Source organism: Luteimonas changyuni (assembly GCF_039548395.1).
Classification (GTDB): Bacteria; Pseudomonadota; Gammaproteobacteria; order Xanthomonadales; family Xanthomonadaceae; genus Luteimonas.
In genome coordinates this window covers 1-25,076 of record NZ_JBCLUZ010000034.1, presented here as the reverse complement: position 1 = coordinate 25,076, position 25,076 = coordinate 1, and the positions used below count along the sequence as shown (strand labels likewise).

Below are 25,076 nucleotides of genomic sequence, written 5' to 3'. Positions count from 1 at the left end.
CTTTTTTTTGCGGGCTCCTCGTTACTCTGCGCTTTCGCTCCAGCGCGCGAGGTTCTGCTTGATTGCGTCGATCCCGGCCCAGGGGTCCTTGCGCCGCCGCTTCAGCATGGCGGGTACGTCGCGGAGGGTGAAGGCGTCGGGGCGCTTCAGCTTGCCCAGGGCGCTCCACATGATCGGCATGGCCACGGGCGCGCGGGGGCGGGCGCGCAGGGAGTAGGAGGCCACGGCGGTCGCGCCGCGGCCGTTGCGCAGGTAGTCGACGAAGATGCGTTTGTTGCGCTTGCTCTTGGTGGCGGTGGCGACGAAGCGTTCCGGTTCGCTCTGCGCCAGCGCCTGCGCGAAGCCCTGGGCGAAGCGCCTGGTGAGGTCCCAGTCGCAGCCGGGATTCAGCGGCACCACCACGTGCAGGCCCTTGCCGCCGGATACGCGCAGGAAGGATTCGAGTTCCATCTGCTGCAGCAGCTTGCGGATGTGGGTGGCGGCGGATTTGATTTCGGGAAACGACACGCCGGGGCCGGGGTCGAGGTCGAACACGACGCGGTCGGCGGTGTCGGGGGTGTCGGCGAAGGCGCCCCAGGGGTGGAACTCGATGGCGTTGAACTGCACGAGCTCAAGCAGGCCGGCGGCGTCTTCGATGACCAGGTAGTCGGCGTTGTTGCCGCTTTCTTCCTTCAGGCGCTGGGTGGAGACGAGTTCGAGGCCGGCGGTGAGGTGCTTCTGGAAGAAGCAGGTCTTGTCGGTGCCGGCGGGGCAGCGGATCACGGAGACGGGCCGGCCGGCGACTTCCGGGAGGATGTGGTCCATCACGGCGCTGTAGTAGTCCCAGACATCCTGTTTGGTGGCGCGGATGTCGGAGTAGATGAGCTTGGTGGGGCTGGAGAGGGTGGGGGGGCTGCGGGTTGGCGGGATCGCGGCTGTAGCCGCTCCCACAGGGGACTTTTTGGCCTTGGCTGTGGTGGCCTTGCCCTTGCCCTTGTCCTTGCCCTTGTCTTTGCCCGGGCTGCGATCACTGTCGGTCAGGTCTTCGATGTCCTTGTCCATGCGAACCGCCTTGAGCGAGGGTTGGCGCAGCAGCTGCTGGCGGCCGATGCCGCGGTAGAAGACGTCCACCACGAAACGGGGGGCGAACCAGGTGGCGCTGCGCAGGTCGGTGTCGGTGGTGCCGATGTGTGCGGTCGGCTCCTTGCTGCCGCGCTTGGGCAGCTTGGCGGTTACTTCGGCCATCAGGGCGTCGTTGAAGCCGCTGCCAACGCGGCCGACGTACAGCCAGCCGTGTTCGGCATCGGGCCTTGCCAGCAGCAGCGAGCCGAAGCCGGTGCGGCTGCCCTTGGGCTGGGTGTAGCCGACCACGGCGAACTCGTCGCTTTTCAGGCGCTTGGCCTTGCGCCACTCGTCGCTGCGCCCGGGATGGTGCGGGCGGTCGCCGCGCTTGGAGATGATGCCTTCGAAATCGTTGTCGCCGGCGAGCTCGAACGCGCGTTCGCCGTCGCCCACGGTGTGCGAGCTGTAGGCGAGGTGGCCGGCGGCGCCCTGCAGCAGTTCTTTCAGCAGTTCCTTGCGCTCGACCAGCGGCGCCGCGGAGACGTCCACGCCGTCCAGGTGCAGCAGGTCGAAGAGCGCATACGCGAGGCTGCCCTGGCGCTCGCCGGACAGGGTGGCCTGCAGCAGGTTGAAGTCGTCCTTGGTACCGCCGCCGGCGATGAGCTCGCCATCAAGCGCGGCGGACTCCAGGCGCAGTGATTCGATGGCGGCGCGGATCTCGGGCAGCTTCTGCGTCCACTCAAGCGCATTGCGCGACCACAGGCGCACCTCGCCACCGGCGATCGTGGCCAGGATCCGGTAGCCGTCCCATTTGATCTCGTGCAGCCACTGTTCGCCTTCGGGCGGTGATTCGTGCAGCTTCGCGAGCTGCGGTTCGAAGGGGCCCTCGGGCGCCTTGCCGCGCTTGGCCTTCGTCAGCGCGAGCGCCTTCTTCGCCCAGTCCCTGCGCCGTCCCTTGCGCGCCGCGGGCACGCTGGCGAGCTTCTTCTTCGCGGCCTTGCCGGCGCCGGCGCGCTTGACGTCGGCGGACGGCGCGGCGGTGACGTCGGCCAGCAGGTCATCGGCCTCAAGCTCGCCGGCCCAGGCGTCCTTGTCCTTGAACAGCAGCCACTGCGGCTGGCGCGCGGGCTTGCCGGAGCGCACCAGGTGCCAGCCGCCCTTGAGCTTGTCGCCGAAGAGTTCGAAGCGCAGGTGGCCCTTGGCGAGCTGCGCTTCCGGATCGCCCTCGGTGGACCAGACGCCGTGGTCGAAGCGCGCGACGTGGCCGCCGCCGTACTCGCCCTTGGGAATCTCCCCCTCGAATCCGGCGTAGTCGACCGGATGGTCTTCCACCTCGATCGCCATACGCTTCACCGCGGGGTCGTAGCTCGGGCCCTTCGGCACCGCCCAGCTTTTCAGCGCGTCGCCGACCTGCAGCCGGAAGTCGTAGTGCCGCCGGCTGGCGTGGTGCAGCTGCACCACGAAAATCGCCCGCTTGCCGCGCGGCAGCGGCTTGCCCGGTTCGGGTTCGCGGGTCTTGTCGAAGCTCCGCTTGCGGCGGTACTCGACCAGGCTCATGCCGTTCCACCCCGTGCAATGAAGTCCCCAAACCATGTCCCCGGACCCGTGAACATCCTGTAGGAGCAGCTACAGCTGCGACCGCGCGCTCCCAAAGAAGCCGCCGGCGGCGCTGTTCGGCTACGGCCACATGTACGGCGGCGTCCCCGGGGCCGCTGAGCGACCCTGGTGCGCTACTGCGCGAGCGGACGCCGGTACAGCGCGGCGCTGATGCACGAGAACAGGCTGACCACGAACCAGCCGAAGGGGAACAGCGACAGGGTCAGCAGCCAGGTGATGGCCCCGGCGATGCAGCCGGCGACGAACCAGACGATGGCCGACATCACGCGCCCCTGCACCAGCTGGCCCAGGCCCGGCACGATGAGGCTGCAGATGGCCGCGATGATGTTGCCGGTGGAACCCTGTCCATTTGCCATGTAACTGCTCCAACGTGTGTGTGATGCCGCGAATGGTGCGGCCTGGACGGGCAGGGTGGGGTGAACGCGCGCCGTGTTCCAGTGCCAATGGGCCGGGCGTATCGTGTCCGCGGGTGTGCGCGCGGGTATCATTTCGGCTTTCCGTCTCCGGGTATTTGGCATGAAGGTTCTCGTCACCGGCACTGCCGGCTTCATCGGCAGTCATGTCGCGCAGGTGCTGCTGGCGCGCGGCGACGAGGTCATCGGCTTCGACAACCTCAACGACTACTACGACGTCACCCTGAAGCAGGCGCGGCTGGCGCGCTTCAAGGACCACCCGGGCTACACCCACGTGCAGGCCGACCTGGCCGACCGCGCGGCGGTGGAAGACACCTTCGCCAGGCACCGGCCCGACCGGGTGGTGCACCTGGCGGCGCAGGCCGGCGTGCGCTATGCGGCAGAGAACCCGCACGTGTACGTGTCCAGCAACGTCACCGGCACCCTGCACATCCTCGAGGGCTGCCGGCACCACGGGGTGGAGCACCTGGTGTTCGCGTCCACGAGTTCGGTCTACGGCGCCAACCTGGACATGCCCTTCAACGAGCACCAGGGCACCGAGCATCCGCTGACGCTGTACGCGGCCACCAAGAAGGCCAACGAGTCGATGGCGCATTCGTATGCGCACCTGTACGGCGTGCCCTGCACCGGGCTGCGCTTCTTCACCGTGTACGGGCCCTGGGGTCGGCCGGACATGGCGCTGTTCCTGTTCACCAAGGCGATCCTGGCCGGCGAGCCGATCAAGGTCTTCAACCACGGCCACCACCGCCGCAGCTTCACCTATGTCGACGACATCGTTGAAGGCGTGGTGCGCGTGCTGGACCGCCCGGCCGCGGCCGATCCGGCATGGAACGGCAAGGCGCCGGATCCGGGCACCAGCGGCGTGGCGCCGTACCGGATCTACAACATCGGCAATGAGCAGCCGGTGGAGCTATTGCGCTACATCGAAGTGCTTGAAGACTGCCTGGGCAAGAAGGCGGTGATGGAGCTGCTGCCGCTGCAGGCCGGCGACGTGCCCGACACCGAGGCCGACGTGTCGGCGCTGGTGGAAGGCGTGGGCTACCGGCCCAGCGTCGGCGTGGAAGAGGGCGTGGCCAACTTCGTGCGCTGGTACCGCGACTACTACTGAGCGCTTTCGGCGCAGGCCCGCTGCAGGGCTTCGTCGCCGGTGGCCTGGCAGCGCAGCGCGTAGTCCGAGGCCGCGTCGCGCTTCCCGGCCTTGCGGTTCAGGCGCACGCTGTGCGGAAGCAGTTCATCGGTATCGCCGAGGCTGGCGCGGCTGACCTCCAGCGCCTCCAGGGCGCGCTGGCTGCTCGATTCGGCCATGCGGTCCAGGGCCATGAAATGGGTCCGGTACAGCGAATCGGGCCGGGTGAGCTCGGCGACCGCGCTGGCCTCCCAGTCGCGCCGGCGATTATCCGGCAGGAACAGCAGCGCCGAACGCGCATAGGGCGTGTTCGCGGCCGGGCCGCTGCGCACGCGCGCGGCGGTGGCGGTGGCGGCGCCGCTGTCGCCTTCCTCGACCTGGCGCATCAGCTGGTGCACCTCGTCGACGCCTGACAGCAGGCTGGCGATGCCGGCATTGCCTGCCCAGGGCAGGGGCCGGAGTTCGGGGCGTTCGTGGTCGGGATGGGCCTTGTCCAGGTGCGCCAGGACCTTGTCCAGGCGCAGGTCGGCGGTGTCGTGCTGGCGGCGCAGGCGCTTGATGCCTTCCCCGAGCTTGTTGAACGCGCCGCCCAGGCCGGCCGCGATCAGCTTGTTGCGGTCGCCGCTGGCGCTGCCGTCCATCCGGCTGTCGGTGGCATGCGCGGTCAGCACCACCTGCAGCGAGGTCTGGCGCTGCTCCTGCTCCTCGCGGGTTGCCTGCAGCCGCGCCTCCCAGGCCTCCATGCGGCCGAGCATGTCGGCCAGGCCCACGGGGCTGTAGCCCGCGGCCAGCAGCAGGTCGGCGGCCAGCGCATCGGCGCTGGTCTCGTCCTTGCGGCTGCGTGCGGGCGCCAGCGCGGTCTGCATGCCTTCGGCCACCAGGTGCCTTGCCAGCATGTCGCGCACCAGCGCCTGGCTGGGGTCGCCGCGCAGCGCGCCGTGGCGCATGCCCAGGTAGGTGTCGGCGGCGCCGCCGAACTTGAGCGCGGTGGTTTCGAGCAGGCTGGGCGCGTTGTGACCGAGCAGCAGGTGGGCGTATTCGTGCGCGATCAGGGCGGCGAGTTCGTCCTCCGACTCCATGCTGGCGAGCATGCCGGCGGCGATGATGATGCCGCCATCGGTGGTGGCGAAGGCGCGGAAGGCGGGGTCGGGCGTGGCGTACACGCGCGCCGGGGGCGGCGGCTCGTGCCAGGTCGACTGCAGGCGCTCGAGGACGCCGTTGAGCTGCGCGTCCAGCTGCTCGTTGCCGAGCACGCCGTAGGTCTGGCGCATGGCCTGCCAGGTGTCCGGGATCTCCTGCGGGTTCAGGACCTCGCTGCCGGTGATCCACAGCGCCCTGGCCTGGGCCATCTGGTCGCGGGTGATGGTCTTGCCGCCGATCTTCCACTGCGCCTGCGCCGCCACCGGCAGCAGCAGGCAGGCGGCCAGGGCCAGGGCGAACGCGCGCTGCCGGCGCATGTCAGCAGTCCTCGCCGGCGCCCGAGACGCCTGCCACCTTGCGCGTGGGGTGCGCCGACACCGAGCCCAGGCAGCGCGCCTTCACCCCCGGCGGCGGGTCCTGCACCACGTCCATGGCGTCGAGCCACAGCGGGCCCGAGGGGCCTTCCACCTGGACATAGCCGCGCGGCGACACCAGGGCGACGCGGGCCGGCAGCGGGAGCTGCGCGGGATCGAGCGCGTCGCCACGCCGGAAGCGGCCCTCTTCGACGTTGAAGCGGTTGGCCTGGGCGCGGCGGAGGCGGACGACGCTGGTGGGCTGGGCAGGCGGCGAGCCCAGCGCCGCGTCGCCTGCAGCGGACGGGTCGGCGGCGTGCACCTGCACGGGCGCCGCGAGCAGGAGCGCGAGCGCGATGGCCAACAGCGGCAGGGTGGGCGAAGGGATCGAAGTGCTGGTATCCATGGCGTCCTCTCAGGGCGGTGTGGTGGATGCGGGCGGGACTGCGGGCGGCGCTGGCGCGGGCGGCGAGGTCATCGTCTTAATGACCCTGCGCGCGGCCAGCACGAAGAGCGCGAAGCCGGCCAGCCAGTTGGGCGCCGGCAGGTGGAACACCGTGCCCAGCAGGTAGCTGGTCAGCACGGCGAGCAGCAGCGCGAGACCGGCCAGGGCCAGGCGCCGGGCCGTCGGCCGGCCGCCGATGCGCGAGCGCAGCACCATGGCCAGCAGCAGGCACAGCGCGAAGCCGGCCAGCATGCTCACCCAGCGGGCGGTGCGGCCGTCCCGGTGGCGGTACCCGGCGCCCTGGTGCATGAGGTTGTCCAGGGCCATGGCGTGCAGGTACGCGCCGGGCAGGCGGCCGTGGACCGGTGTTGCCACGCTGTCTTCCAGCCCGGGCAGGTTGACGCCGAGGATGACGATGCGGTCGGACAGGACGTCGGCGGGCAGGTGTTCGAGCTCGTGCTCGGTGACGGTGAGCGTGTACGGGCAGCGTTCGCGCGTGCTGGCCTCGGCTTCGCTGTCGCGGCCGGAAAAGAAGCTGTGGCGCAGCGCCTTGAGCGCGGCGCCGATGCGCCAGCCCACACCCGGCGCGGCCTCCGCCCGGGCACAGGCGGGCTGCCAGCCGTCCGGCGCGGCGTCGTGCCATGGACGCTGGAGGCCCCACTGCACGACCAGGTGCGGGACGGGCTCGGGCAGCGCGGCGGTACCGGCGGCGATGTTGCAGCCGGGCAGGGGCGGCAACGCGGCCTGCGGGCCATAGCCGGGGCAGGCCCGGGCCGCCGGCAGCAGGCCCGGGCAGGCGTGGCGGTACAGGCGCAGGGCGACGGAATCGAAGTCGCAGGCATCGGCGGCCGGCTGCGCGGTCCCCCAGGGCACGACGTTTCCCGGGGCCAGGCGCAGAGGGTAATCGCTGTCCGCGGCCTGCCAGGCCATCGGTGCCACGCTCACGCCGCGCGTGTTGGAGAACAGCGAGGGCGCTCCGGGCGTTTCGGTCGCGAAGATCACCGGCACGCCTGACGCGTCGCTGGCCCGCGAGATCTCCTTGTTCGCATAGTCCAGGCTGTTGTCGTAGTCGCGCTCGTGGCGGGCCAGCACGTCGACATAGAGCGCACGCGGCGCGTGCGAGAGGATGCGGTTCACGACCTCGGCGTAGTACTCGTAGCGCGGCGGCCACGCGAAGCCACGCTGCTCCAGGGTATCGCGCGTGACCAGCACCACGACGATGTCGCCCTGGGCGGTGGAGTCGTAGAACGGCGCCTCCACGCGCGCGTTCAGGCGTTCGGAATAGGCCTGCGAGTTGCGCTCAAGGCCGAAGGGGTCCAGCCAGCTGAGGATCCCGGCGCCCACGAACATCACCAGGAATGCGGCGAGCGCGATGGAGACGTTGCGGCGGAGCGCGGCGAGGGCGTGCGCGCGCTCGTGCGGCGGCTGCGGGTCGTGGGGCGGCAGTGGCAGTGGTGCCTGGCGCGGCGGCGGACCCGCGGTCAGCCGCTGGAGCCATGCGTCCAGGGTCCCCAGCCAGCCGGCGACCATCTCCGGAACGCCGCGAAGGCCGTCGGCAGCGGGCTCGCGCGGGAGGCAGCGCCGGGCAAGCGCATGCAGCCGGCGGCGCAGGCCGCTCAGCAGGCGACGCGGCCGCCGCGGCGCGCGCGCCTTCCCCTTGGGAGTGTCCTGCCCTTGGTCGCTTCCGTTCGACATCGGCCGTATCCCCGGCGGGCCCTCTTGGCCCAACGGGGTTTCAGCAGGAAGCATGCCAACGCAGCGCGTGCGCCCGCGGCCGGAGGCGGGGGCTGGCGCCTGTGGCGGCGCCGGCCGGTGCCGTTTTTTTACCCGCCAGGCGCGCTTGGCGGCACTGGGTGCCCATACGCGTCGGTAGCTTTGCTGCGGCGCAGCAAGGCTGTAGCATGAAGCACTTGGCGCGCTTTCTCACGCCGTGTGCATCGCCGGGATGGCAGCTTGGTCGGGTTGCCGGGCTTCGTACGTCGTCCCCGTCCGCAGGTGCCGACAGTGTTGGCCCGTTTGTTGCTTGATCTGGTCCAGCCATGCATGAGTGATCAAGGGCGATCAAATCAATGGAGTCAGGGATGAACTGGGTGTTGGAGATCGGACTGGGCTATGCACTGCTTGCCGCGGCGATCTCCTGGGGTGTCCTCAAGATCCTGCACCCGCTGGCGCCGCGACTGAACCTGCTGGACTTCCCCCTGGGTCGCAAGGACCACGCGCATCCGACGCCGATCATCGGCGGCCTGGCGATGGCGGTCGGCAGCCTGGTGGTGATGCTGCTGTTCCTGCCCGGATACGCCCCGGCGACCACGCTCTCGTTTTTCGCCGCCTCGGTGCTGATGGTGGGCGTGGGGCTGTACGACGACCGCTTCGACCTGCGCTGGTACTGGCGCATCCTGGCCCAGGTGGTGGCCGCGCTGATCATGATCTACGGCGCCGGCGTGCGCGTGGAGAACGTGGGCGGGATCTTCGGCATGGGCGAGCTGGGCTGGCTCTCGGCGCCCTTCACCGTGTTCGCCACGGTGGGCATCATCAACGCCATCAACATGGTCGACGGCGCCGACGGGCTGGCCGGCTCACTGGTCGCCGTCTGCCTGGTCATGCTGGCCGCCGCGGCGATGTACGCCGGCAACCCGTCGCTGGCGCAGGTCGCCCTGGTGATTGCAGGCGTGGTGTCCGCCTTCCTTGTCTACAACATGCGATTTCCCTGGCAGCCGCGTGCCAAGACGTTCATGGGCAACGCCGGCAGCGCCTGGCTGGGGTTGGTGGTGGCGTGGGTGGTGTTCCGCCTGACGCAGAACACCGGCCATCCCGTGAACCCGGTGCTGGCGCTGTGGCTGATCCCGATCCCGGTGATGGACTGCCTGGTGCTGACCGTGCGCCGCAGCCGCGAAGGCCGTTCGCCGTTCTCGGCCGGGCGCGACCATATCCACCATTTCATGCAGGACGCCGGCTTCGGCCCGACCCAGGCCGCCGTGGCGCTGGCCGCGTTCAGTGTGTTCACCGGCCTGGTGGCCGGCCAGATGATGCGCCTGGACGTGCCCAACGCCGTGATCCTGGCCGGCTTTGTCGTCCTGACGCTGGGCTGGTACGCGCTCAGCAGCAACCGCGCGCGCACCCTGCGCTTCTTCGCCGCCTTCCGCAGCCTGCCGGTATTCGGCCCCGTGCCGGCCCGGCCGGTCTCGAGCTCTGCCCCGGCGAGCGACGCCCGCGCAGACGGCACGCTGTCGGCGGCCGAAGAGCTTGCAGCCACCCGCGAGCGCAAGCGCTTACGCGACGCCGCCTGACCCCGGGGCCACACTGGCCCCGACACCTGCCCGGGTGGCGAAATCGGTAGACGCAGGGGACTTAAAATCCCCGGGCCTTGCGGCCATTGTGGGTTCGAGTCCCACCCCGGGCACCATCTTAGAAGGCCGCTTCCGCGGCCTTCGCGCGTTTGACGGTTTGCGTGTCGCGATCGCTGCGGCCGCCACTGCCCGGGTGGCGAAACCAGGTAAACGCAGGAGACTTAAAATCTTCCGGCCGCAAGGCCATGTGGGTTCGATTCCCACCCCGGGCACACCTTTCGAAGTCACGTCCCCACAGCGCTCTATGTGATGATTGGCCCGCGTCGCGCCGGCGCGCACCCGTTGTTGCCAATGACCTACCGCTACACCGCCTGGTTCGCCTGCATCGCCCTTGCCATTGCCGGGATCGTCCTGGCCTTCACCTGGTCATCGGGCTGGTGGTGGCTGGCGGTCGTGGCCGGCGCGCTGTCGCTGCTCGGCCTGGCCGACGTGATGCAGCGCACCAGCACGCTGCGCCAGCTGTATCCGGTGCTGGCGCACTTCCGCTACGGGCTGGAATCGGTCGGGCCGGAGATCCGGCAGTACTTCATCGAGCGCGACACCGAAGAGGTGCCGTTTTCGCGCGAGCAGCGGGCGCTGGTCTACCAGCGCGCCAAGCGCGAGCAGGACACGGTGCCCTTCGGCACGATCCACGATGTCTACGGGAAGGACTACGAGTGGATCAACCATTCGCTGGTGCCGACCCACCTGGCCGACCACGACTTCCGGATCCGCATGGGCGAGGAAAGCAGTGCGCCCTACGAGGCGAGCGTCTTCAACATTTCGGCGATGAGCTTCGGCTCGCTGTCGGCCAACGCCATCCGTGCGCTCAACCTGGGCGCGAAGCGCGGCGGCTTCCACCACGACACCGGCGAGGGTTCGATCTCCAGCTACCACCGCGAGCATGGCGGCGACCTGGTGTGGGAGATCGGTTCCGGCTACTTCGGCTGCCGTGACGACCAGGGTCGCTTTGATCCGGCGCGCTTCGCGGACAACGCCGCCGATCCGCAGGTGAAGATGATCGAGATCAAGCTGTCGCAGGGCGCGAAGCCCGGCCACGGCGGCATGCTGCCGGGCGCGAAGGTGACGCCGGAGATCGCGCTGGCGCGCGGGGTGCCGGTGGGCGTGGACTGCATTTCACCGGCGCAGCACTCGGCGTTCGGCTCGCCGATCGGGCTGCTGGAGTTCGTGGCCGGGCTGCGCCAGCTGGCCGGCGGCAAGCCGGTGGGATTCAAGCTGGCGATCGGGCATCCCTGGGAATGGTTCGGGGTGGCGAAGGCCATGCGCCAAACCGGAATCCTGCCGGACTTCATCGTGGTCGACGGCGCCGAGGGCGGGACCGGTGCGTCGCCGGTGGAGTTCATGAACCACATCGGCGTGCCCATGAACGAGGCGCTGATGCTGGTCCACAACACGCTGGTGGGCGTGGACCTGCGCGACCGCATCCGCGTGGGCGCGGCGGGCAAGATCACCAGCGCGTTCGACATCGCGCGCACGCTGGCGCTGGGCGCGGACTTCTGCAATGCGGGGCGTGCCTTCATGTTCGCGCTGGGCTGCATCCAGGCGCGCAGCTGCCACAACGACCTGTGCCCGACCGGCATCGCGACCCAGGACCCGCGGCGCTGGACGCACCTGGACGTGGAGGCCAAGGCCGACCGCGTGGCCAATTACCACTCCAATACCCTGCACGCGCTGCGCGAGTTGCTGTGCGCGGCGGGGCTGTCATCGCCGGCCGAACTGGGTCCGGAGCACATCGTGCGCCGCGTGTCGGAAATGCACGTCAGCTCGCTGGCCAGCATCTATCACTTCCTGCAGCCGGGCGAGCTGCTGTCCGGCGTGCCGGAGCGGCACGCGGTGTTCAAGAATTTCTGGGAGATGGCGCGCGCCGAGACCTTCGCGCCGCCGCCGCGGGTGTTGGAGATGCGGGCGTCGAAGTCGCATTAGGCAAGCGGGGATTGCGCGCAAGCGGGTAGCGCCCGCAAGCGGCTGGCGCCCGATCACTGCGTGTGGCGCGAACCGCTGTGGCCGGGACGGTTCAGGCGTCGGGGATTCCGCCGTCCATGCGGTTCACGATAGCGGTGGCGGTCAGATCGGCGCTGACGTTGCCGACGGTCGAGAACATGTCCGGGATGTTGTCCACCGCCAGCAGCAGGCCCAGCGGCTCGACCGGAAGCCCCATGGCCTGGGTCACCGGAAGATTGTTGGTCATGAAGCTGACCTGGCCGGGCAGGCCCACCGAGCCCATGCTGATCAGTGCCGAGAGCGCGATGGCGGTGACCACCTGCACGCCGCCGAGTTCGATGCCGTACATCCAGGCGATGAAGGTGACCACGCCGATGTACTGCACGGGACTGGTGATGCGGAACAGCGAGACCGCCATCGGCAGCACCAGCGCGGTGACGTGCAGCGGGTAGCCAAGGCGCGTGCGTGCGCAGTCGATCATCGCCGGCAGCGATGCCAGCGACGACTGGGTGCTGCCCGCGATCACCTGCGCCGGGAAGATGCCGACCATGAAGCGCCGCACGGGCTCCTTGGCGGCCACGCGCGCGACGCCGTAGAGCAACACCGTCACGCTGATGTACAGCACGCAGAGCAGCAGCACGTACCAGCCGAGCGCGCCCAGCACCGCCAGGCCCACGCGCGCGCAGACCGCCAGCACCAGGGCGAACACGCCGATCGGCGCCGCCCACAGCACCCAGCGCACGACCTGGATCATGGTGTCGGCGATCGACTGCACCAGTTCCAGCAGGCGTGCGCGACGCTCGGGATCGATGCGCGAGGCGGCGAAGCCGAAGAACAGCGAGAACACCACCAGCGGCAGCATGGCGTTGGCCGCGGCCGCCGCCAGCGCGTTGCTGGGGATCACGGTGGTGATCCATTCGCCGAAGGCGGGCGCGCGGCCGATCGCGGTGTCGTCGGCGCCGATGGCGAGGCGGAAGCCGTCCACCAGCGCCTGGTCGCGCGGCACCAGCGACAGCAGGCCCGGTGCCATGAAGGCGGTATAGGTGCCGGATGCGATCAGCAGCACCGCGAACACGGCCATTGCCCGGCGCGCGGTGCGGCCGGAGGCGGCGGCGTCGGCGGCGGCGTTGACGCCCAGCACCACCAGCGCCGCGACCAGCGGCACCACGGTCATCTGCAGCGCGTTGAGCCAAAGGCGGCCGATGGGCTGCACGAGGTCCGCGACGTCGGCGCCGAGGGCCGGGTCGCTGTATGCAAGCGACAGGCCGACGACAGCGCCGAGGGCGAGGGCGAGCAGGACGCGCGCCGCGTTGGAAACCCTGTTCTTCATCCCCGCATCATCACTCGATCGGCGCCGCGTTTTCCACCAGCATGCGCAGGTGGGCCTCGTCTTCGCACAGCAGCAGGAACACCAGGTCGAGCAGGTGCTGCAGCGCGGCCTGGTACAGCAGCAGCTCCACCTGCGGCCTGGGATCGTGGGCACTGACCAGGAGCGCGATGTCGGCATGCGCGCGCAGCGCATTGGCGGTGTGGCGGGTGATCGTGACCACCTTGCCGCCGCGGCGGCGGAACAGGCGCGCGGTGTGGCACAGCGCCGCTTCCTGGCCGTGCTCGCACAGCACCAGCAGGACATCGCCGGTGGCGGCCGACGAGGTGCCCATCGCCATCAGCGCCGGATCGAACAGGTGGATGGCGGTGCGTCCGATCAGCGCCAGCTTGATGGCGATCGCGCGCGCGTAGAGGCCGTCGTTTCCGACGCCGATCGAATAGACCTTGCCGGCGCCGCGGATGGCCTCGGCGACGGCGGCGACGTCGGTGTGCGCATTGAGCGCACGGGTGACGTTGACCGCTTCGGCCTTGGCGCGCCACAGCGACTCCGCCAGCAGCGCACCGGGCTCGTCGTCGCGCTGGTCGGCCTCGGCGATGGCGTTGTCGCCGTTGGGCCCGCCGTGCCGCGCCAGTGATTCGCCGATCGAGAACTTGAGGTCGGGATAGCCCTTGAAGCCGAGCTTCTGGCTGAACTTCACCACGCTGGACTGGCTGATGCCCAGCGCGTTGGCCAGCTGCTGCGAGGAGTAGTCGCGCAGCAGGTGGGCGTTGTCGATCATGTAGTCGGCGATGCGGCGTTCGATCGCGGACATGCGATCGCGCTCGCCGCGGATCCTGGCCAGTGGCGCCATGGCGCGCTCAGGCCGCCGGAAGCGGCTCGAGGCCGCGCACCGAACGGATGCCCAGGCCCGGCGCGTCGCTGATGGCGATCTCGGACTCGTTGAACTCGACGCCGCCCTCGACCGGATCGAAGGTGCACAGCGAAGGCCCGTCGAGGTCGACCTTGGTGATCGCGCCGGCCTTGGCCACCGCCAGGTGCACCGCGGCGGCAACGCTGATCGCGGACTCGATCATGCAGCCGATCATGCAGTCCACGCCGTGCCCCTCGGCGATGTCGGCGATGCGGATGGCATTGGAGATGCCGCCGGTCTTCATCAGCTTGATGTTGATGATGTCGGCCGCGCGACGCTGGATCAGGTCGATCACCTCGGACGGGCCGAACACGCTTTCGTCGGCCATCACCGGCGTGTGCACGCGCTCGGTGACGTACTTCAGGCCCTCGATGTCGCGCGCGGGCACCGGCTGCTCCAGAAGCTCCAGATGGATGCCGGCGTCTTCGAGCGCGTGGATCGCGAACACGGCCTGCTTCGGCGTCCAGCCCTGGTTGGCGTCCAGGCGCAGCAGGGCGCGGCCGTCGACCGCGGCGTGGATGGCCTTGACCCGTTCGATGTCCAGGCCGATGTCCTTGCCGACCTTGATCTTCAGCGACTCGAAGCCGCGGTCCACCGCCGCCAGCGAGTCGGCGACCATCTTGTCGATGTAGTCGACGCTGATGGTGAGGTCGGTGGTGACCACCGGGTCGCCGCCGCCGCCGAGCATGCGGTAGAGCGGGGCGCCGTACAGCTGCGCCCAGAGGTCGTACAGCGCGATTTCGACCGCGGCCTTGGCGCTGGTGTTGCGCTCCATCGCGCCCTGCACCAGCTGCACGTTGCGGTTGAGGTCGGCGACGTCGCGGCCGATCAGGCGCGGGCCGATGACCATGTTGATCGCCGCGATGATGGAGCCGTGGGTATCGCCGGTGATCACCGCGGTGGGCGCGGCCTCGCCATAGCCGATGCGGCCGTCGTCGGTGTGGATCATGACCACGATGTCTTCGACCGTGTCGACGGTGCGCAGCGCGGTCTTGAACGGAGTCTTGAGCGGAACCCGCAGCATCGCGAGCCGGATGTCGGTGATCTTCATGTGTGCGTGGTTCCCGTCAGGGCCTGATGCGCTGGATGCTGGTGATGCGGTCGACCGTGGGCGTGGTTGCGTTGGACATCATCGGCAGGACCGGGGTCACCACCACGCCGTTGAGATGCAGGCGGGTGAGCCCGGTGCCGCCCTCGGGCAGCCAGCTCATGCCGCTGGTGTCGTGGATGACGAAGGGCGCGCCGTCGACGTGCCCGATCACCATCATCACGTGGCCGGGGATGTAGACCAGGTCACCGGGGCGCGCGTCACGCAGTGCGTCGACGCGGGCCTCGTGGCTGTCTTCGGCGGTGAACGGCAGGCGGTTGAGCGCGGGGCTCACCGCCTGCGCGCTGGTGTTGCGCGGGATCAGCACGCCGAAGCTGCGGTAGATCTCCGACGCGAAGCCGCTGCAGTCGCGGGCGTTGTACGAATGCCCCCAGCCGTAGCGCTCGCCGAGGAACTTGAAGGACTGGCGGATGAGGTTGGCTTCGGTCAGCGGCAGGTAGTCGCTGGCGACGTCGGCCGAGCGCGGCAACAGGGCGGGTTCGAACGACAGCGCGCCGTCTTCGCCGCGCACCGGCAGTTCGACCACGTGCGCCGCGGCCGGCAGCTGACCGTTGACCTCGTCGGAGCCGGGCCAGTCGGCCAGCACCGGCACGCGCACGCCCATCTCGAGCTGGACGTCGGAGACGCCCGGGTTTTCCGGCGTGTACGCGGTGCGCGCGGTGGCGCCGGTCACCACCAGGAACGGCGCGCGCCTGCCCCAGGCGTGGATCGCGGCCTTGTCGCCTTCGGCCACGTACTGCTTTTCGATCCAGGCCGCATAGCGCTGGCTGACGACGAAGAGCCAGTCGCCGTCGCGGCTCTGGTGGACGATCGCCACAGGGTCTCCGGGGAACAGCGCGCTTTCCTGGAAGCGGTCGATGTCGCTGTCGTCCGCGCTGCTGAAGACCCGCGTGCGCGTGGGAAAGGCGCGCAGGTCGGCGCGGCGCACCACCATGCCGTGGCGCGTGGCCTGGCTGGCCGGCACCGCGTCCAGCGCCAGGTTGGCCTGGATGCGTTCAAGGTCGCCGGACACGACGGGCTGGCCGTGCACGTCGTAGAGCCTGCGCTCGGGGAGGACCGACAGGTCTTCGATCCAGCCGCGTACGCGGGCGCCGTCCAGCGAGTCGGGCAGCGCCTCGATGTCATGGATCGACCCGTCTTCGGCCTGCATGCGTGCGTTCTGCGCCGCGATCTGCGCCGGCGTCAGGATCACCCGGTCCGGCTGCGCGAGCGCTGCGATCCAGTGCCCGGGCGACAGATGCGCTTCGGCCAGCCCGGGTACCGCGAGTGGCTGCGAAGACGTGGGCGTGGTGGTGGTCTGTGGCGGCTCGCGCGCGGCCAGCGTGGCTGGCATGGCGAGCAGCAGGCCAAGGAACAAAGCCGTGATGCGCATGATCATCCCCTTCCCGGCGTACCGGTTCGAAGATCCATCATGGAATACATCATTCAAAGAAATCAATCGGAAAGAATAAATTATTGACGACCTGTGAACGCCATGTTACACAGCCAAGGCAATACCCCGATGGACGAGGAGAGGCGTTCAGTGCAGGCGGCATGCAGGTTCAAATCCGAGACGCGACGCGCACCCCTGGCCAGCATTCTGGCCAGCGGCACCGCCGTGCTGGCCGTGGCCTTTGTAGGAGCAGCTATAGCTGCGACAACCGTCCCGACCGGGGAAGTTCCCGCGTTGGAAGGGGTCGCAGCTATAGCTGCTCCTACAAGGGCAGTCCCTGCAAAGGTGATGGATTTGGCTGATGCCGGGCCCGACCTCGGGGTCCTGCTCGCAGCGCCTCCGCCGATCGTGGCGCTGGTGGACGCAGGTGATTTCAAGGGTGCGGAGGCTGCGATCGCCGCCGCGCTTGCGGATGCATCGATCGACCGGACGCAGCGCGCGGCGCTCGAGTTCCAGCGCGAACGCATGCGCCGCATCCTGATGGACTTCAGCCTGGACGAAGCCGCGGCGAAGGCGCGCCTGCGCCGCGACATCCCCGACATGACCGACGGGGACTTCGCGCGCTGGGATGCAGCGGGCCTGGTCGAGGCGCGCGTGATCGACGGTGAACGCCGCTGGTTCAGCCGCGGGCCGTCCAATCTCTACCGCCTCAGCGAGGAAGCGCGCCAGCGCCGCGCCACGCCGCTGACGTTCTACGACAGCCCGCTGGAAACCGCGCACCCGCACCATGCCGAAGTGCGCGATGCCGCACTGGCCAGCGGTCACAGCTCGGTCGCACCGCGTCGGGTGCGCATCACGCAGTCCTTGACGGTCAAGCCCGATGCCGTGCCCGCCGGCGAAACCGTGCGCGCCTGGCTGCCGTACCCGCGTGCGATACCGGGACAGCAGGAGGCCATCGAGCTGGTCTCGACCACGCCGGCCAGCCACAGGCTTGCGCCGGAGCCGACGCTGCAGCGCACCGTCTACATGGAAGCGCCGGCGGTGGCCGGCGAGCCGACCGGGTTCTCGGTCAGCTACGAGCTCACCGTCCACGCCCAGTACGTCGATATCGATCCGGACAAGGTGGTGCCCGCCGGGATCACGCCGGAGCTCGCGCCCTTCGTCGCCGAACGCGCGCCGCACGTGCTCTTCACGGACGCCATGCGGCTGAAGTCCGCGCAGGTGGTGGGCGACGAGACCAATCCTTATCGCATCGCGCAGAAGCTGTTCGCGTCGGTCGATTCGATTCCCTGGGCCGGCGCCCGCGAATATTCCACGATCACCAATATCGGCCAGCACGCGCTGGAGCAGGGCCACGCCGACTGCGGCCAGCAGACCCTGCTGCTGATCACCCTGCTGCGCATGAACGGCATTCCCGCGCGCTGGCAGTCGGGCTGGATCTTCTCCGACGACAGCTACAACAACATGCACGACTGGGGCTGGATGTACCTGGCCCCGTACGGCTGGGTGCCGATGGACGTCACCTTCGGCCGCCTGCCGGGCGCCGATGCCGGACTCGCCGACTTCTATCTTGGCGGCCTGGACGCGTACCGCATCGCGTTCAATGACGACTACTCGCGCGAGTTCGTGCCCGCCAAGCAGCATGCACGTTCGGAAACGGTCGACCTGCAGCGCGGGGAAGCCGAGTGGGACGGGGGGAACCTGTACTTCGATCAATGGAGTTATGACTTCGAGTGGCAGCTGCTGCCACCGGTCATGGACGAGAACACCTGAGCCAAACCATACGTAGCCAATATCTGTTCCGGGGAGAACCACAATGAAGCGCAGCCATACCAAATTCCGCAGAGCCGCACTCTGCATCGCCCTGGGCGCGTGCCTGACCACGCTGGCGCCGGTGGCGCTGGCGCAGAGTGCAACCGGTGCCGTGGCCGGATACGCCACCGCCGGCGACCAGGTGGTGGTGACACGCGAGTCCACCGGGCTGACCCGCACGGTCACCGTGAGCGGGGACGGGAGCTACCGCGTCGGCCAGCTTCCTGTCGGTGACTACACGGTGCAGGTCACGCGGGGCGGGCAGCCGCTGGGCGAACTGGTCACCATCAACGTGTCGCTGGGGGGCACCACCACGGTCAACCTGGGCAGCTCCGGCGGGATCGCCGATCTGGCGGCGGTGACCGTGGTCGGTGCGCGCGTGGTGAATCGCGTGGACGTCCGTTCGACCGAGTCGGCAACCAACATCAGGCGCGAGGAACTGTCGCGGCTGCCCGTGGACCAGAGCCTGAGCTCCGTCGCGCTGCTGGCCCCGGGCGTGGTGTCGTCGGGTGCCAGCTTTGGCGGCCTCAGCTTCGGTGGCTCGTCGGTGGCCGAGAACGTCGCCTACATCAACGGCCTGAACGTGACCGACCCGTATCGCCGGCAGGGCTTCTCGTCGGTGCCGTTCGGCTTTTACGAGGAGTTCCAGGTCAAGACCGGTGGTTACTCCGCGGAGTTCGGACGCAGCACCGGCGGCGTCATCAATGCCGTGACGCGCTCCGGCGGCAACGAGTTCCACGCCGGTGCGGAGATCACGCTGGAGCCGTCGGCCTGGACGTCCTCGCGCGACGACCAGTTCCACCGCGACGGCACCATCGACGAGCGTGATCGCAGGAGCCGTGACGACAGCTCGTTCTACAAGACAAACGTCTGGGCATCCGGCGCGATCGTGCAGGACAGGCTGTTCTTCTTCGCCATGTACGAAATGCGCGACAGCAATCCGCGCGACATCGATACCACCGAGGCCTGGTACACCGACAGCAACAACGATTTCTGGGGTGCCAAGCTCGACTGGCGGATCACCGACAACCACCTGCTGGAACTGCTCGCCTTCTCCGACAAGGCCGAGTCGGACACCACCAAGTACGACTACGATTGGGATGGCGGAACGCGCGGCGACAGCACCGGCCGCAGCTATGACGGTTCCGGCGGCGACAACTGGTCGCTCACCTACACCGGCCACTTCAGCGACAGCTTCACCGCCAAGGCGATGTTTGGCGTCAACGAGCGCAGTGCCACCGCCGGCAGCCCGTGGGACGCCGACTGCAGCATCGTCGGCCGCTCATCGAGCTACACCGAGATTTTCGGCGAGAAGACCCAGCAGGAAGGCTGCCATCCGAGCAACAGCAGCGTCAGCAGCCGGTACGACAAGCGTGAGGCGGCGCGCGTCGATTTCGAATGGACGCTTGGCGACCACCTGCTGCGCTTCGGCGTCGACCAGGAGGTGATGGATTCCAACAGCTCCAGGGTGTATCCGGGCGACGGCGTGAGCTACACCGCGATCGGCATCGCGGCCGACGAGGACGATCGCGACCTTCCCAACGGTGCCTCGATTCCCGACGGCGTGACCGCCTACATCGATGCCCGCCACTACATCACCGGTGCGCCGGTCTCGACCGAGGCGCAGGCGATCTACATCGAAGACAGCTGGAGCGTGACTCCGAACGTACTGCTGAACATCGGCGTCCGCGCCGACAAGTTCCACAACAAGCTCGCCTCGGGCGCGAGCTTCGCCAAGGCCGACTTCGGCGACATGATTGCCCCGCGCCTCGGCTTCAGCTGGGACGTGAAGGGCGACGGCACGACCAAGGTCTTCGGCAACGCGGGCCGCTATTACACTCCGCTGACCAACAAGCTGACCGACTATTTCGGCGGCGGCAGCACGGATGAGCACACCTACTACGTGCTCGACGGCTGGGTCGAGAGCGTCGATCCCGTCACCGGTCGCACCTACCTCATGCCGAACATCGGCACGCAGATCGGTCCGGTCAATACCGATGGCAACGTGCCCGCTCCCGATGACGTCCGTACCGCCGTCGATCGCGACCTGAAGCAGGTGTTCCAGGACGAGTTCATCCTGGGATTCCAGCAGGCGATCAACCAGGAATGGTCGTACGGGGTCAACGCGACCTATCGGGAAATGACCCGCGCGGTGGAAGACGCGCGCATCAACCATGTCGAAGGCTGCGACTGGTATTCCGGCGACTGGCCCATCATCAATCCGGGTGAAAGCACGACCCTGTGGTGCCCCGACACCAATGACTGGGTGGAGTTCGACTCGTCAAAGGACGGCTACCAGGCCCTCGGCAGCGGCGCTGTCATGGGCTACAAGAAGCCCAAGCGCGTCTACAAGGCGGTGGAGTTCCAGCTCGATCGCGCATGGGACGACAAGTGGGCGTTCAACGCCAGCTACCTCTGGTCCAAGTCCGACGGCAACATGGAAGGACCGGTGAACTCGGATACCGGCTACAACGACACCAACCTGGTGCAGTACTACGACCACCCGGCGGTCAATGAGCGCTACGGCCCGACATTCAACGACTCCCGCCACCAGATCAAGCTGCGCGGCAGCTACAAGTTGAATGAAATGTGGAGCTTCGGCGCCACGGCGTCGGCACGCTCCGGCGGACCGATCACCGCGTTCGGCGTGCGCTGGCCCAATGACGACCGCAGCGCGGGTGGACCCGGCGAGTTCAGCGGCGGTGGCTCCGGCTGGCTGTGCACGGCGAACTGCTCCGACTGGGAGACCCGCGAGCTGGTCTACTCCGGGCGTGGCGCGTTCGGCCGCATGTCCTGGGTCACCAACATCGGCGCCAACGTGACATGGACGCTGCCGGTTGAAGGCGTCGACCTGAAGGCGCGCTTCTCGGTGTACAACCTGTTGAACAAGCAGACCGCGGTCAACGTCCATTCCCGCTACGAAAGCACCCCGGGCAACGTGATGCCGTACTTCGGCGAAGCCACCGGCTGGCAGGCGCCGCGCTACATGCAGCTGGTCGTGACCTACAACTACTGAGTCCATGCAACGCAGTCCGCTTTGCTCCGTATCGGCGGCCCCTCACCGGGCCGCCGGTTTCTTGCCGACCGCGGCGTCGCGTGCCGGCCGGTCGCTGCTGGTCGCGGGCTGCCTGGCGGTCGCGGCCCTCGGCCACGCCACGGACGTGCGCGCCGCGCCGCAGCAGGATCAGGTCGATGCCGCGGTGCGGGCGGCCATCGAGCGCTACCGGTTGCCGGGGATCGCGGTCGGTGTGGTCAAAGGCGGTGACGTGGTGTTCGCGCGCGGCTACGGCGAGGTCGAGGCCGGCAGCGGGGACGCGGTCGAGCGCGACACGATCTTCAAGGTCGCCTCCAACTCCAAGGCCATGACCGCGGCCCTGCTCGCGCGCCTGGTCGATGCCGGCAAGCTGGCCTGGGACGATCCGGTGGTGAAGCACCTGCCCGGCTTCCGCATGCACGAGGACTGGGTCACGCGCGAGATCCAGGTGCGTGACCTGCTGGTCCACAACAGCGGCCTAGGGCCCGGTGCAGGCGACCTGATGCTCTGGCCCGAACCCAATTCCTTTACCCGCGACGAGGTCATCGCCGGGCTGGCGCACCTCAAGCCGCGCTGGAGCTTCCGCTCGCGCTACGCCTACGACAACACGCTGTACATCGTGGCCGGGGAAGTGGCCGCGGCGGCCGGCGGCGCGCCCTACGAAGTGCTGATGCGGCGCGAGGTGTTCGGGCCGCTGGGCATGGACGGCTGCAGGATCGGCGAATGGCGCGTGGACGAGGCCGGCAGTGTCGCCGCCCCGCACGCGTGGCGCGATGGCGCGTGGGTGGCGCGGCCCGATGGCGAGGTGGTGGCAGACATGCCGATGGCGGCCGCCGGCGGCGTGCGCTGCGGGCTGGACGACATGCTGCGCTGGACGCGCGCCTGGCTGGACCCCGACACGCCCGACGGAGCAGGCGGCGGCGCCGGTAGTCGCAGCGGGCAAGGGCAAGGCCGGTGGCTCTCGGCCGAGCAGCGCGCGGCCGCCTGGACGGCGCACATGCCCATGCCGCTGGCGCAGCGGATGCGCGACTGGAACCGCAGCCACTATTCGGCCTACGGCCACGGCTGGCGCCTGAGCGATGTGGACGGCACGCAGAAGGTCGCGCATACCGGCACGCTGTCGGGGATGTACTCCGCGGTCACCCTGCTGCCGGAGCTCGGCGTCGGCTTCGTGATCCTGATCAACAGCGACGCCGGCGAGGCGCGGACGGTGCTCGAGCAGGCGCTGTCGAAGCTCGTCACCTGCGCGGCGCCAGCCTGCGGGCCGGGGCTTCCCACGGCCTCCGGTGCGGGCCTGGTGGATCACTACGCGGAACTGCTTGCCGCTGACCGCACCGCGGCGGCGCCTGTTCCCGCGGACGGTGCGCCGCCGCTTCCTCCCGTCCGCCAGCCGGTTCCGGCGGGCGAAGCCGCCCACTGGCGGGGTCGTTACCGCGACCCGTGGTTCGGCGAGGCGACGGTGTGCGGAGCAGGCGAGGGCGTGCGCTTCGAGTCGCTGAAGTCGCCGCGGCTGGCGGGCCCGGTGCTGCAGGCGGGCAAGCGCCTGCTGGTCGACTTCGACACGCTCGGCCCCGATGCCGACGCCTGGCTGGAATTCCGGGCGGGCGAGGGCGGTGGACCGCCGCGTCTAGCCATGGCCAAGGTCGATCCGGACGCGGACTTCAGCTACGACTATGAGGATCTCGCCTTCGAGCGCATCGGCGACTGCCCCTGATCCGGTGGGACTCCGTCGCCGCTTGCCCCAGGCCTCTGTCCGGTCTGTGACATGGGGCACGGGCCCCTTCGCGCCGCGCCGGTAGCATGCTGCAGGGCAGCAACGGGCATTCCGCTGCGTCCACGGAGGGGGCATGAGGAACGACCCGGGCACTGGCCGGCACATTCTGGTGGTTGAAGACGAGGCCATGAACCGCAGCGTGCTGTCGCGGCAGCTGGCCATGGTCGGCGTGGCCGCCGAGATGGCGGTCAACGGCGACGAGGGCCTGCTGCGCTGGCGCGAAGGGGACTTCGCGCTGGTGCTCAGCGACCTGCACATGCCGATCAAGGACGGCTTCGCCATGGTGCGCGAGATCCGCGCCGAGGAAGGTGGAGGCCCACGCACGCCGGTGCTCGCCTTCAGCGCCGACGCACGCCTGGGGCAGGCCGAGCGTGCGCGCGAAGCCGGATTCGATGCGTTCCTGGCCAAGCCGCTGCAGCTGGAAGGGCTGCGCGCGGTGCTGGGCCGCTGGATGGCCCACGCGCCGCCCCGGGGGACGCGCGGCGTGCCGCCGGCCGGCGCGGCGCCGGGACCGGCGGCGGCTTTCGATGTGCACGCGCTGCGCGAGATCGTGGGCGACGAGCCCTTGGTGATGGTGGAGATCGTCGCCTATTTCGACACCGTCGCCACGGGCATCCGCGCCGAGCTGCTGCACGCAGCCGCCAATGGCGACGCCGGCGAGGCGGTGATGCTCGCCCATCGGCTCAAGTCCTCTTCGCGCTCGGTCGGCGCACTGCCGCTTGGCAGGCTGTGCGCGATGCTGGAGGAGCAGGGCGGCGCGGCGGGCAGCAGCGAGGCGCTGGCAGCGATGGTGTCGGAGGTGGTTGGAGCACTGGACGCGGCGCTTGCCGCGATGCGCGTCTGGCGCGGCGCGCAGCCCGCCGCCGGCGAATGGCAGATCACGAGGAACTGGCTTTGAAAATCCTGGTAGTCGACGACGACGACTTCACCACCCGCCTGCTGCAGATCCAGCTGCGGGCGATGGGCCTGCGCGACAGCGGGTATTCCGGCATCGAACTCAGTTCGCGCGGGGAGGACGCGCTGGCGCTGCTGTCGGCCGACCCGGCGGGCTTCGGACTGGTGTTCTGCGACCTGCGCATGCCGGGCATGGATGGCGTCGAGTTCGTCCGCCACCTGGCGGCGATGGACTACAAGGGGGCGCTGGTGCTGATCAGTGGCGCCGAAGCGCGCGTGCTGCAGGCGGTCGAGCAGCTGGCTCGCGACCAGGGGCTCGACGTGCTGGGGCGCCTGGCCAAGCCGGTCACGCCGGTCGAGCTGCGCCGGCTGCTCAAGGCGGGCGGAGCCATCGTCGGGCCAGCGGCCGGGGCCGATGCCCCATCGCCGGCCGTGGCCCCGGCAAGCGCCGCCGACACCGCTGCGCTGGAGGCGGCGATCACTGCCGGCGAACTGTTCAACCTCTACCAGCCCAAGCTGGACCTGCACACGGGCGAGATCGTCGGCCTTGAAGCGCTGGTGCGGTGGCAGCACCGCACGCGCGGCATCCTCATGCCCTTGGAGCTGGTGCCGCTGGCCGAGGACGGGGGCTTCGTGGGTCCGCTGACGCGGGTGGTGCTGGCGAACGCGCTGCACGATGCGCGCTGCTGGAGCGGCTCCGGCCGCGCCCTGGACGTGTCGGTGAACGTATCGATGGCGGCCCTGGCGAGCCTGGAATTTCCCGACCGCGTGGCGCGGCTGGCGGATGCCGCCGGCTTCCCGCTGGAGCGCCTGGTGCTCGAGTTCTCGGAGGGCCGCCTGCCGATGGAGCCGCGCGCCCAGCTCGACATCATGACCCGCCTGCGGCTGAAGGGCGTGCGCCTGGCGATCGACGAGTTCGGCACCGGGTTCTCCAACCTCGCCCAGCTGGGCGGCATACCGTTCTCGGAGCTCAAGATCGACCGCGGCTTCGTGCGCGGTGCCGCCGGGGACGCGCCGCGCCGGGCCATCGTGCAGGCCGCGCTGGCACTGGCCCGCGAGCTCGACGTGCAGGCCGTCGCCGAGGGCCTGGACGCCAGGGACGACCTCGACTGCCTGCGCACGCTGGGCTGCCACCTGGGCCAGGGCGCGCTGTTCGGCGAGCCCATGCCAGCGTCCGAGGTGGCCGCATGGATCAGGACCTGGCCCAGCCGGCGGGACGGCCTGCTGGCCGCCTAGGCTGGAAGTAAAGGGCTCTTTTCCCGACTGCGTGGAGTTTGCGGCTTGCGGGTGATTGCTCCGGGAGGGTGTGCGCTGCCCGCCGTGGAGGCAGGGGGGATGCCCAGCCGGAATATCCGCATCCTGCTCCCAGTTCCTGCCGCCGGCCATCCATGGCCGGCTCTGGGCATCCCCCCTGCCTCC

Annotated in this window: 17 protein-coding genes and 2 tRNA genes; 10 read left to right on the top strand and 9 right to left on the bottom strand. The window is 69.4% G+C overall.

Annotated features, from left to right (window positions below; genetic code table 11):
* Window positions 1-21: 21 nt before the first annotated feature.
* Together ligD and WCD84_RS12115 are read right to left on the bottom strand one after the other, a co-directional pair.
* Window positions 22-2,598, bottom strand: coding sequence for a DNA ligase D (gene ligD, locus WCD84_RS12120; RefSeq protein WP_343281508.1), 2,577 nt, complete (start codon window positions 2,596-2,598; stop codon window positions 22-24).
* 173 nt (window positions 2,599-2,771) lie between these two features.
* The gene (locus tag WCD84_RS12115) at window positions 2,772-3,014 is read right to left on the bottom strand and encodes a hypothetical protein (protein WP_343255330.1); all 243 of its coding nucleotides are present in this window, start codon (window positions 3,012-3,014) and stop codon (window positions 2,772-2,774) included.
* Between the two features lie 160 nt (window positions 3,015-3,174).
* Between WCD84_RS12115 and WCD84_RS12110 the strand changes: the two genes are divergently transcribed.
* The gene (locus WCD84_RS12110) at window positions 3,175-4,179 is read left to right on the top strand and encodes an NAD-dependent epimerase (RefSeq protein WP_343281507.1); all 1,005 of its coding nucleotides are present in this window, start codon (window positions 3,175-3,177) and stop codon (window positions 4,177-4,179) included.
* On the opposite strand, the gene WCD84_RS12105 is transcribed toward WCD84_RS12110, so the two are convergent.
* From WCD84_RS12105 to WCD84_RS12095, 3 genes are read right to left on the bottom strand one after another with little or no spacing between them, the layout of a single operon-like run.
* Window positions 4,173-5,654 carry a M48 family metalloprotease gene (locus WCD84_RS12105; RefSeq protein ID WP_343281506.1) on the bottom strand — a complete coding sequence of 494 codons (1,482 nt, stop codon included), beginning with the start codon at window positions 5,652-5,654 and terminating at the stop codon, window positions 4,173-4,175. The genes WCD84_RS12110 and WCD84_RS12105 overlap by 7 nt on opposite strands.
* A gap of 1 nt (window position 5,655) precedes the next feature.
* On the bottom strand, window positions 5,656-6,096 hold the full coding sequence (locus WCD84_RS12100) for a hypothetical protein (protein WP_343281505.1): 441 nt from the start codon (window positions 6,094-6,096) through the stop codon (window positions 5,656-5,658).
* A gap of 9 nt (window positions 6,097-6,105) precedes the next feature.
* On the bottom strand, window positions 6,106-7,830 hold the full coding sequence (locus WCD84_RS12095; protein ID WP_343281504.1) for a CHASE2 domain-containing protein: 1,725 nt from the start codon (window positions 7,828-7,830) through the stop codon (window positions 6,106-6,108).
* Between the two features lie 386 nt (window positions 7,831-8,216).
* Between WCD84_RS12095 and WCD84_RS12090 the strand changes: the two genes are divergently transcribed.
* From WCD84_RS12090 to WCD84_RS12075, 4 genes are all read left to right on the top strand, one after another.
* Window positions 8,217-9,422 carry an MraY family glycosyltransferase gene (locus tag WCD84_RS12090; RefSeq protein WP_343281503.1) on the top strand — a complete coding sequence of 402 codons (1,206 nt, stop codon included), beginning with the start codon at window positions 8,217-8,219 and terminating at the stop codon, window positions 9,420-9,422.
* Between the two features lie 28 nt (window positions 9,423-9,450).
* A tRNA-Leu gene (locus WCD84_RS12085) sits at window positions 9,451-9,538 on the top strand.
* 71 nt (window positions 9,539-9,609) lie between these two features.
* A tRNA-Leu gene (locus WCD84_RS12080) sits at window positions 9,610-9,694 on the top strand.
* Window positions 9,695-9,773: 79 nt separating this feature from the next.
* The gene (locus WCD84_RS12075; protein ID WP_343281502.1) at window positions 9,774-11,405 is read left to right on the top strand and encodes an FMN-binding glutamate synthase family protein; all 1,632 of its coding nucleotides are present in this window, start codon (window positions 9,774-9,776) and stop codon (window positions 11,403-11,405) included.
* A gap of 91 nt (window positions 11,406-11,496) precedes the next feature.
* Here the strand turns inward: WCD84_RS12075 and WCD84_RS12070 are convergent, their stop codons facing one another.
* The 4 genes from WCD84_RS12070 to WCD84_RS12055 are packed head-to-tail and all read right to left on the bottom strand — an operon-like array spanning window position 11,497 to window position 16,143.
* Window positions 11,497-12,753 (bottom strand): dicarboxylate/amino acid:cation symporter, encoded by a 1,257-nt coding sequence (locus WCD84_RS12070; protein WP_343281501.1) that lies wholly within the window; start codon window positions 12,751-12,753, stop codon window positions 11,497-11,499.
* A gap of 10 nt (window positions 12,754-12,763) precedes the next feature.
* On the bottom strand, window positions 12,764-13,603 hold the full coding sequence (locus tag WCD84_RS12065; protein ID WP_343281500.1) for a MurR/RpiR family transcriptional regulator: 840 nt from the start codon (window positions 13,601-13,603) through the stop codon (window positions 12,764-12,766).
* A 7-nt stretch (window positions 13,604-13,610) separates the two neighbouring features.
* Complete coding sequence (locus tag WCD84_RS12060; RefSeq protein WP_343281499.1) at window positions 13,611-14,714, bottom strand: dipeptide epimerase; 1,104 nt, start codon at window positions 14,712-14,714, stop codon at window positions 13,611-13,613.
* A gap of 16 nt (window positions 14,715-14,730) precedes the next feature.
* Window positions 14,731-16,143 carry a C40 family peptidase gene (locus WCD84_RS12055; RefSeq protein WP_343281498.1) on the bottom strand — a complete coding sequence of 471 codons (1,413 nt, stop codon included), beginning with the start codon at window positions 16,141-16,143 and terminating at the stop codon, window positions 14,731-14,733.
* A 348-nt stretch (window positions 16,144-16,491) separates the two neighbouring features.
* Between WCD84_RS12055 and WCD84_RS12050 the strand changes: the two genes are divergently transcribed.
* The 5 genes from WCD84_RS12050 to WCD84_RS12030 all read left to right on the top strand — a co-directional run bounded on the left by WCD84_RS12050 (window position 16,492) and on the right by WCD84_RS12030 (window position 24,893).
* Window positions 16,492-17,916, top strand: a complete 1,425-nt coding sequence (locus WCD84_RS12050) for a transglutaminase-like domain-containing protein (RefSeq protein ID WP_343281497.1) — start codon at window positions 16,492-16,494, stop codon at window positions 17,914-17,916.
* 43 nt (window positions 17,917-17,959) lie between these two features.
* Entirely contained in the window at window positions 17,960-20,971 is a 3,012-nt protein-coding gene (locus WCD84_RS12045; protein WP_343255342.1) for a TonB-dependent receptor, read from the top strand.
* A gap of 4 nt (window positions 20,972-20,975) precedes the next feature.
* Window positions 20,976-22,703 (top strand): serine hydrolase, encoded by a 1,728-nt coding sequence (locus tag WCD84_RS12040; RefSeq protein WP_449280115.1) that lies wholly within the window; start codon window positions 20,976-20,978, stop codon window positions 22,701-22,703.
* Between the two features lie 133 nt (window positions 22,704-22,836).
* On the top strand, window positions 22,837-23,661 hold the full coding sequence (locus WCD84_RS12035) for a response regulator (RefSeq protein ID WP_343281496.1): 825 nt from the start codon (window positions 22,837-22,839) through the stop codon (window positions 23,659-23,661).
* On the top strand, window positions 23,658-24,893 hold the full coding sequence (locus WCD84_RS12030; protein ID WP_343281495.1) for an EAL domain-containing response regulator: 1,236 nt from the start codon (window positions 23,658-23,660) through the stop codon (window positions 24,891-24,893). The genes WCD84_RS12035 and WCD84_RS12030 overlap by 4 nt, the downstream gene beginning before the upstream one ends.
* Window positions 24,894-25,076 lie beyond the last annotated feature (183 nt).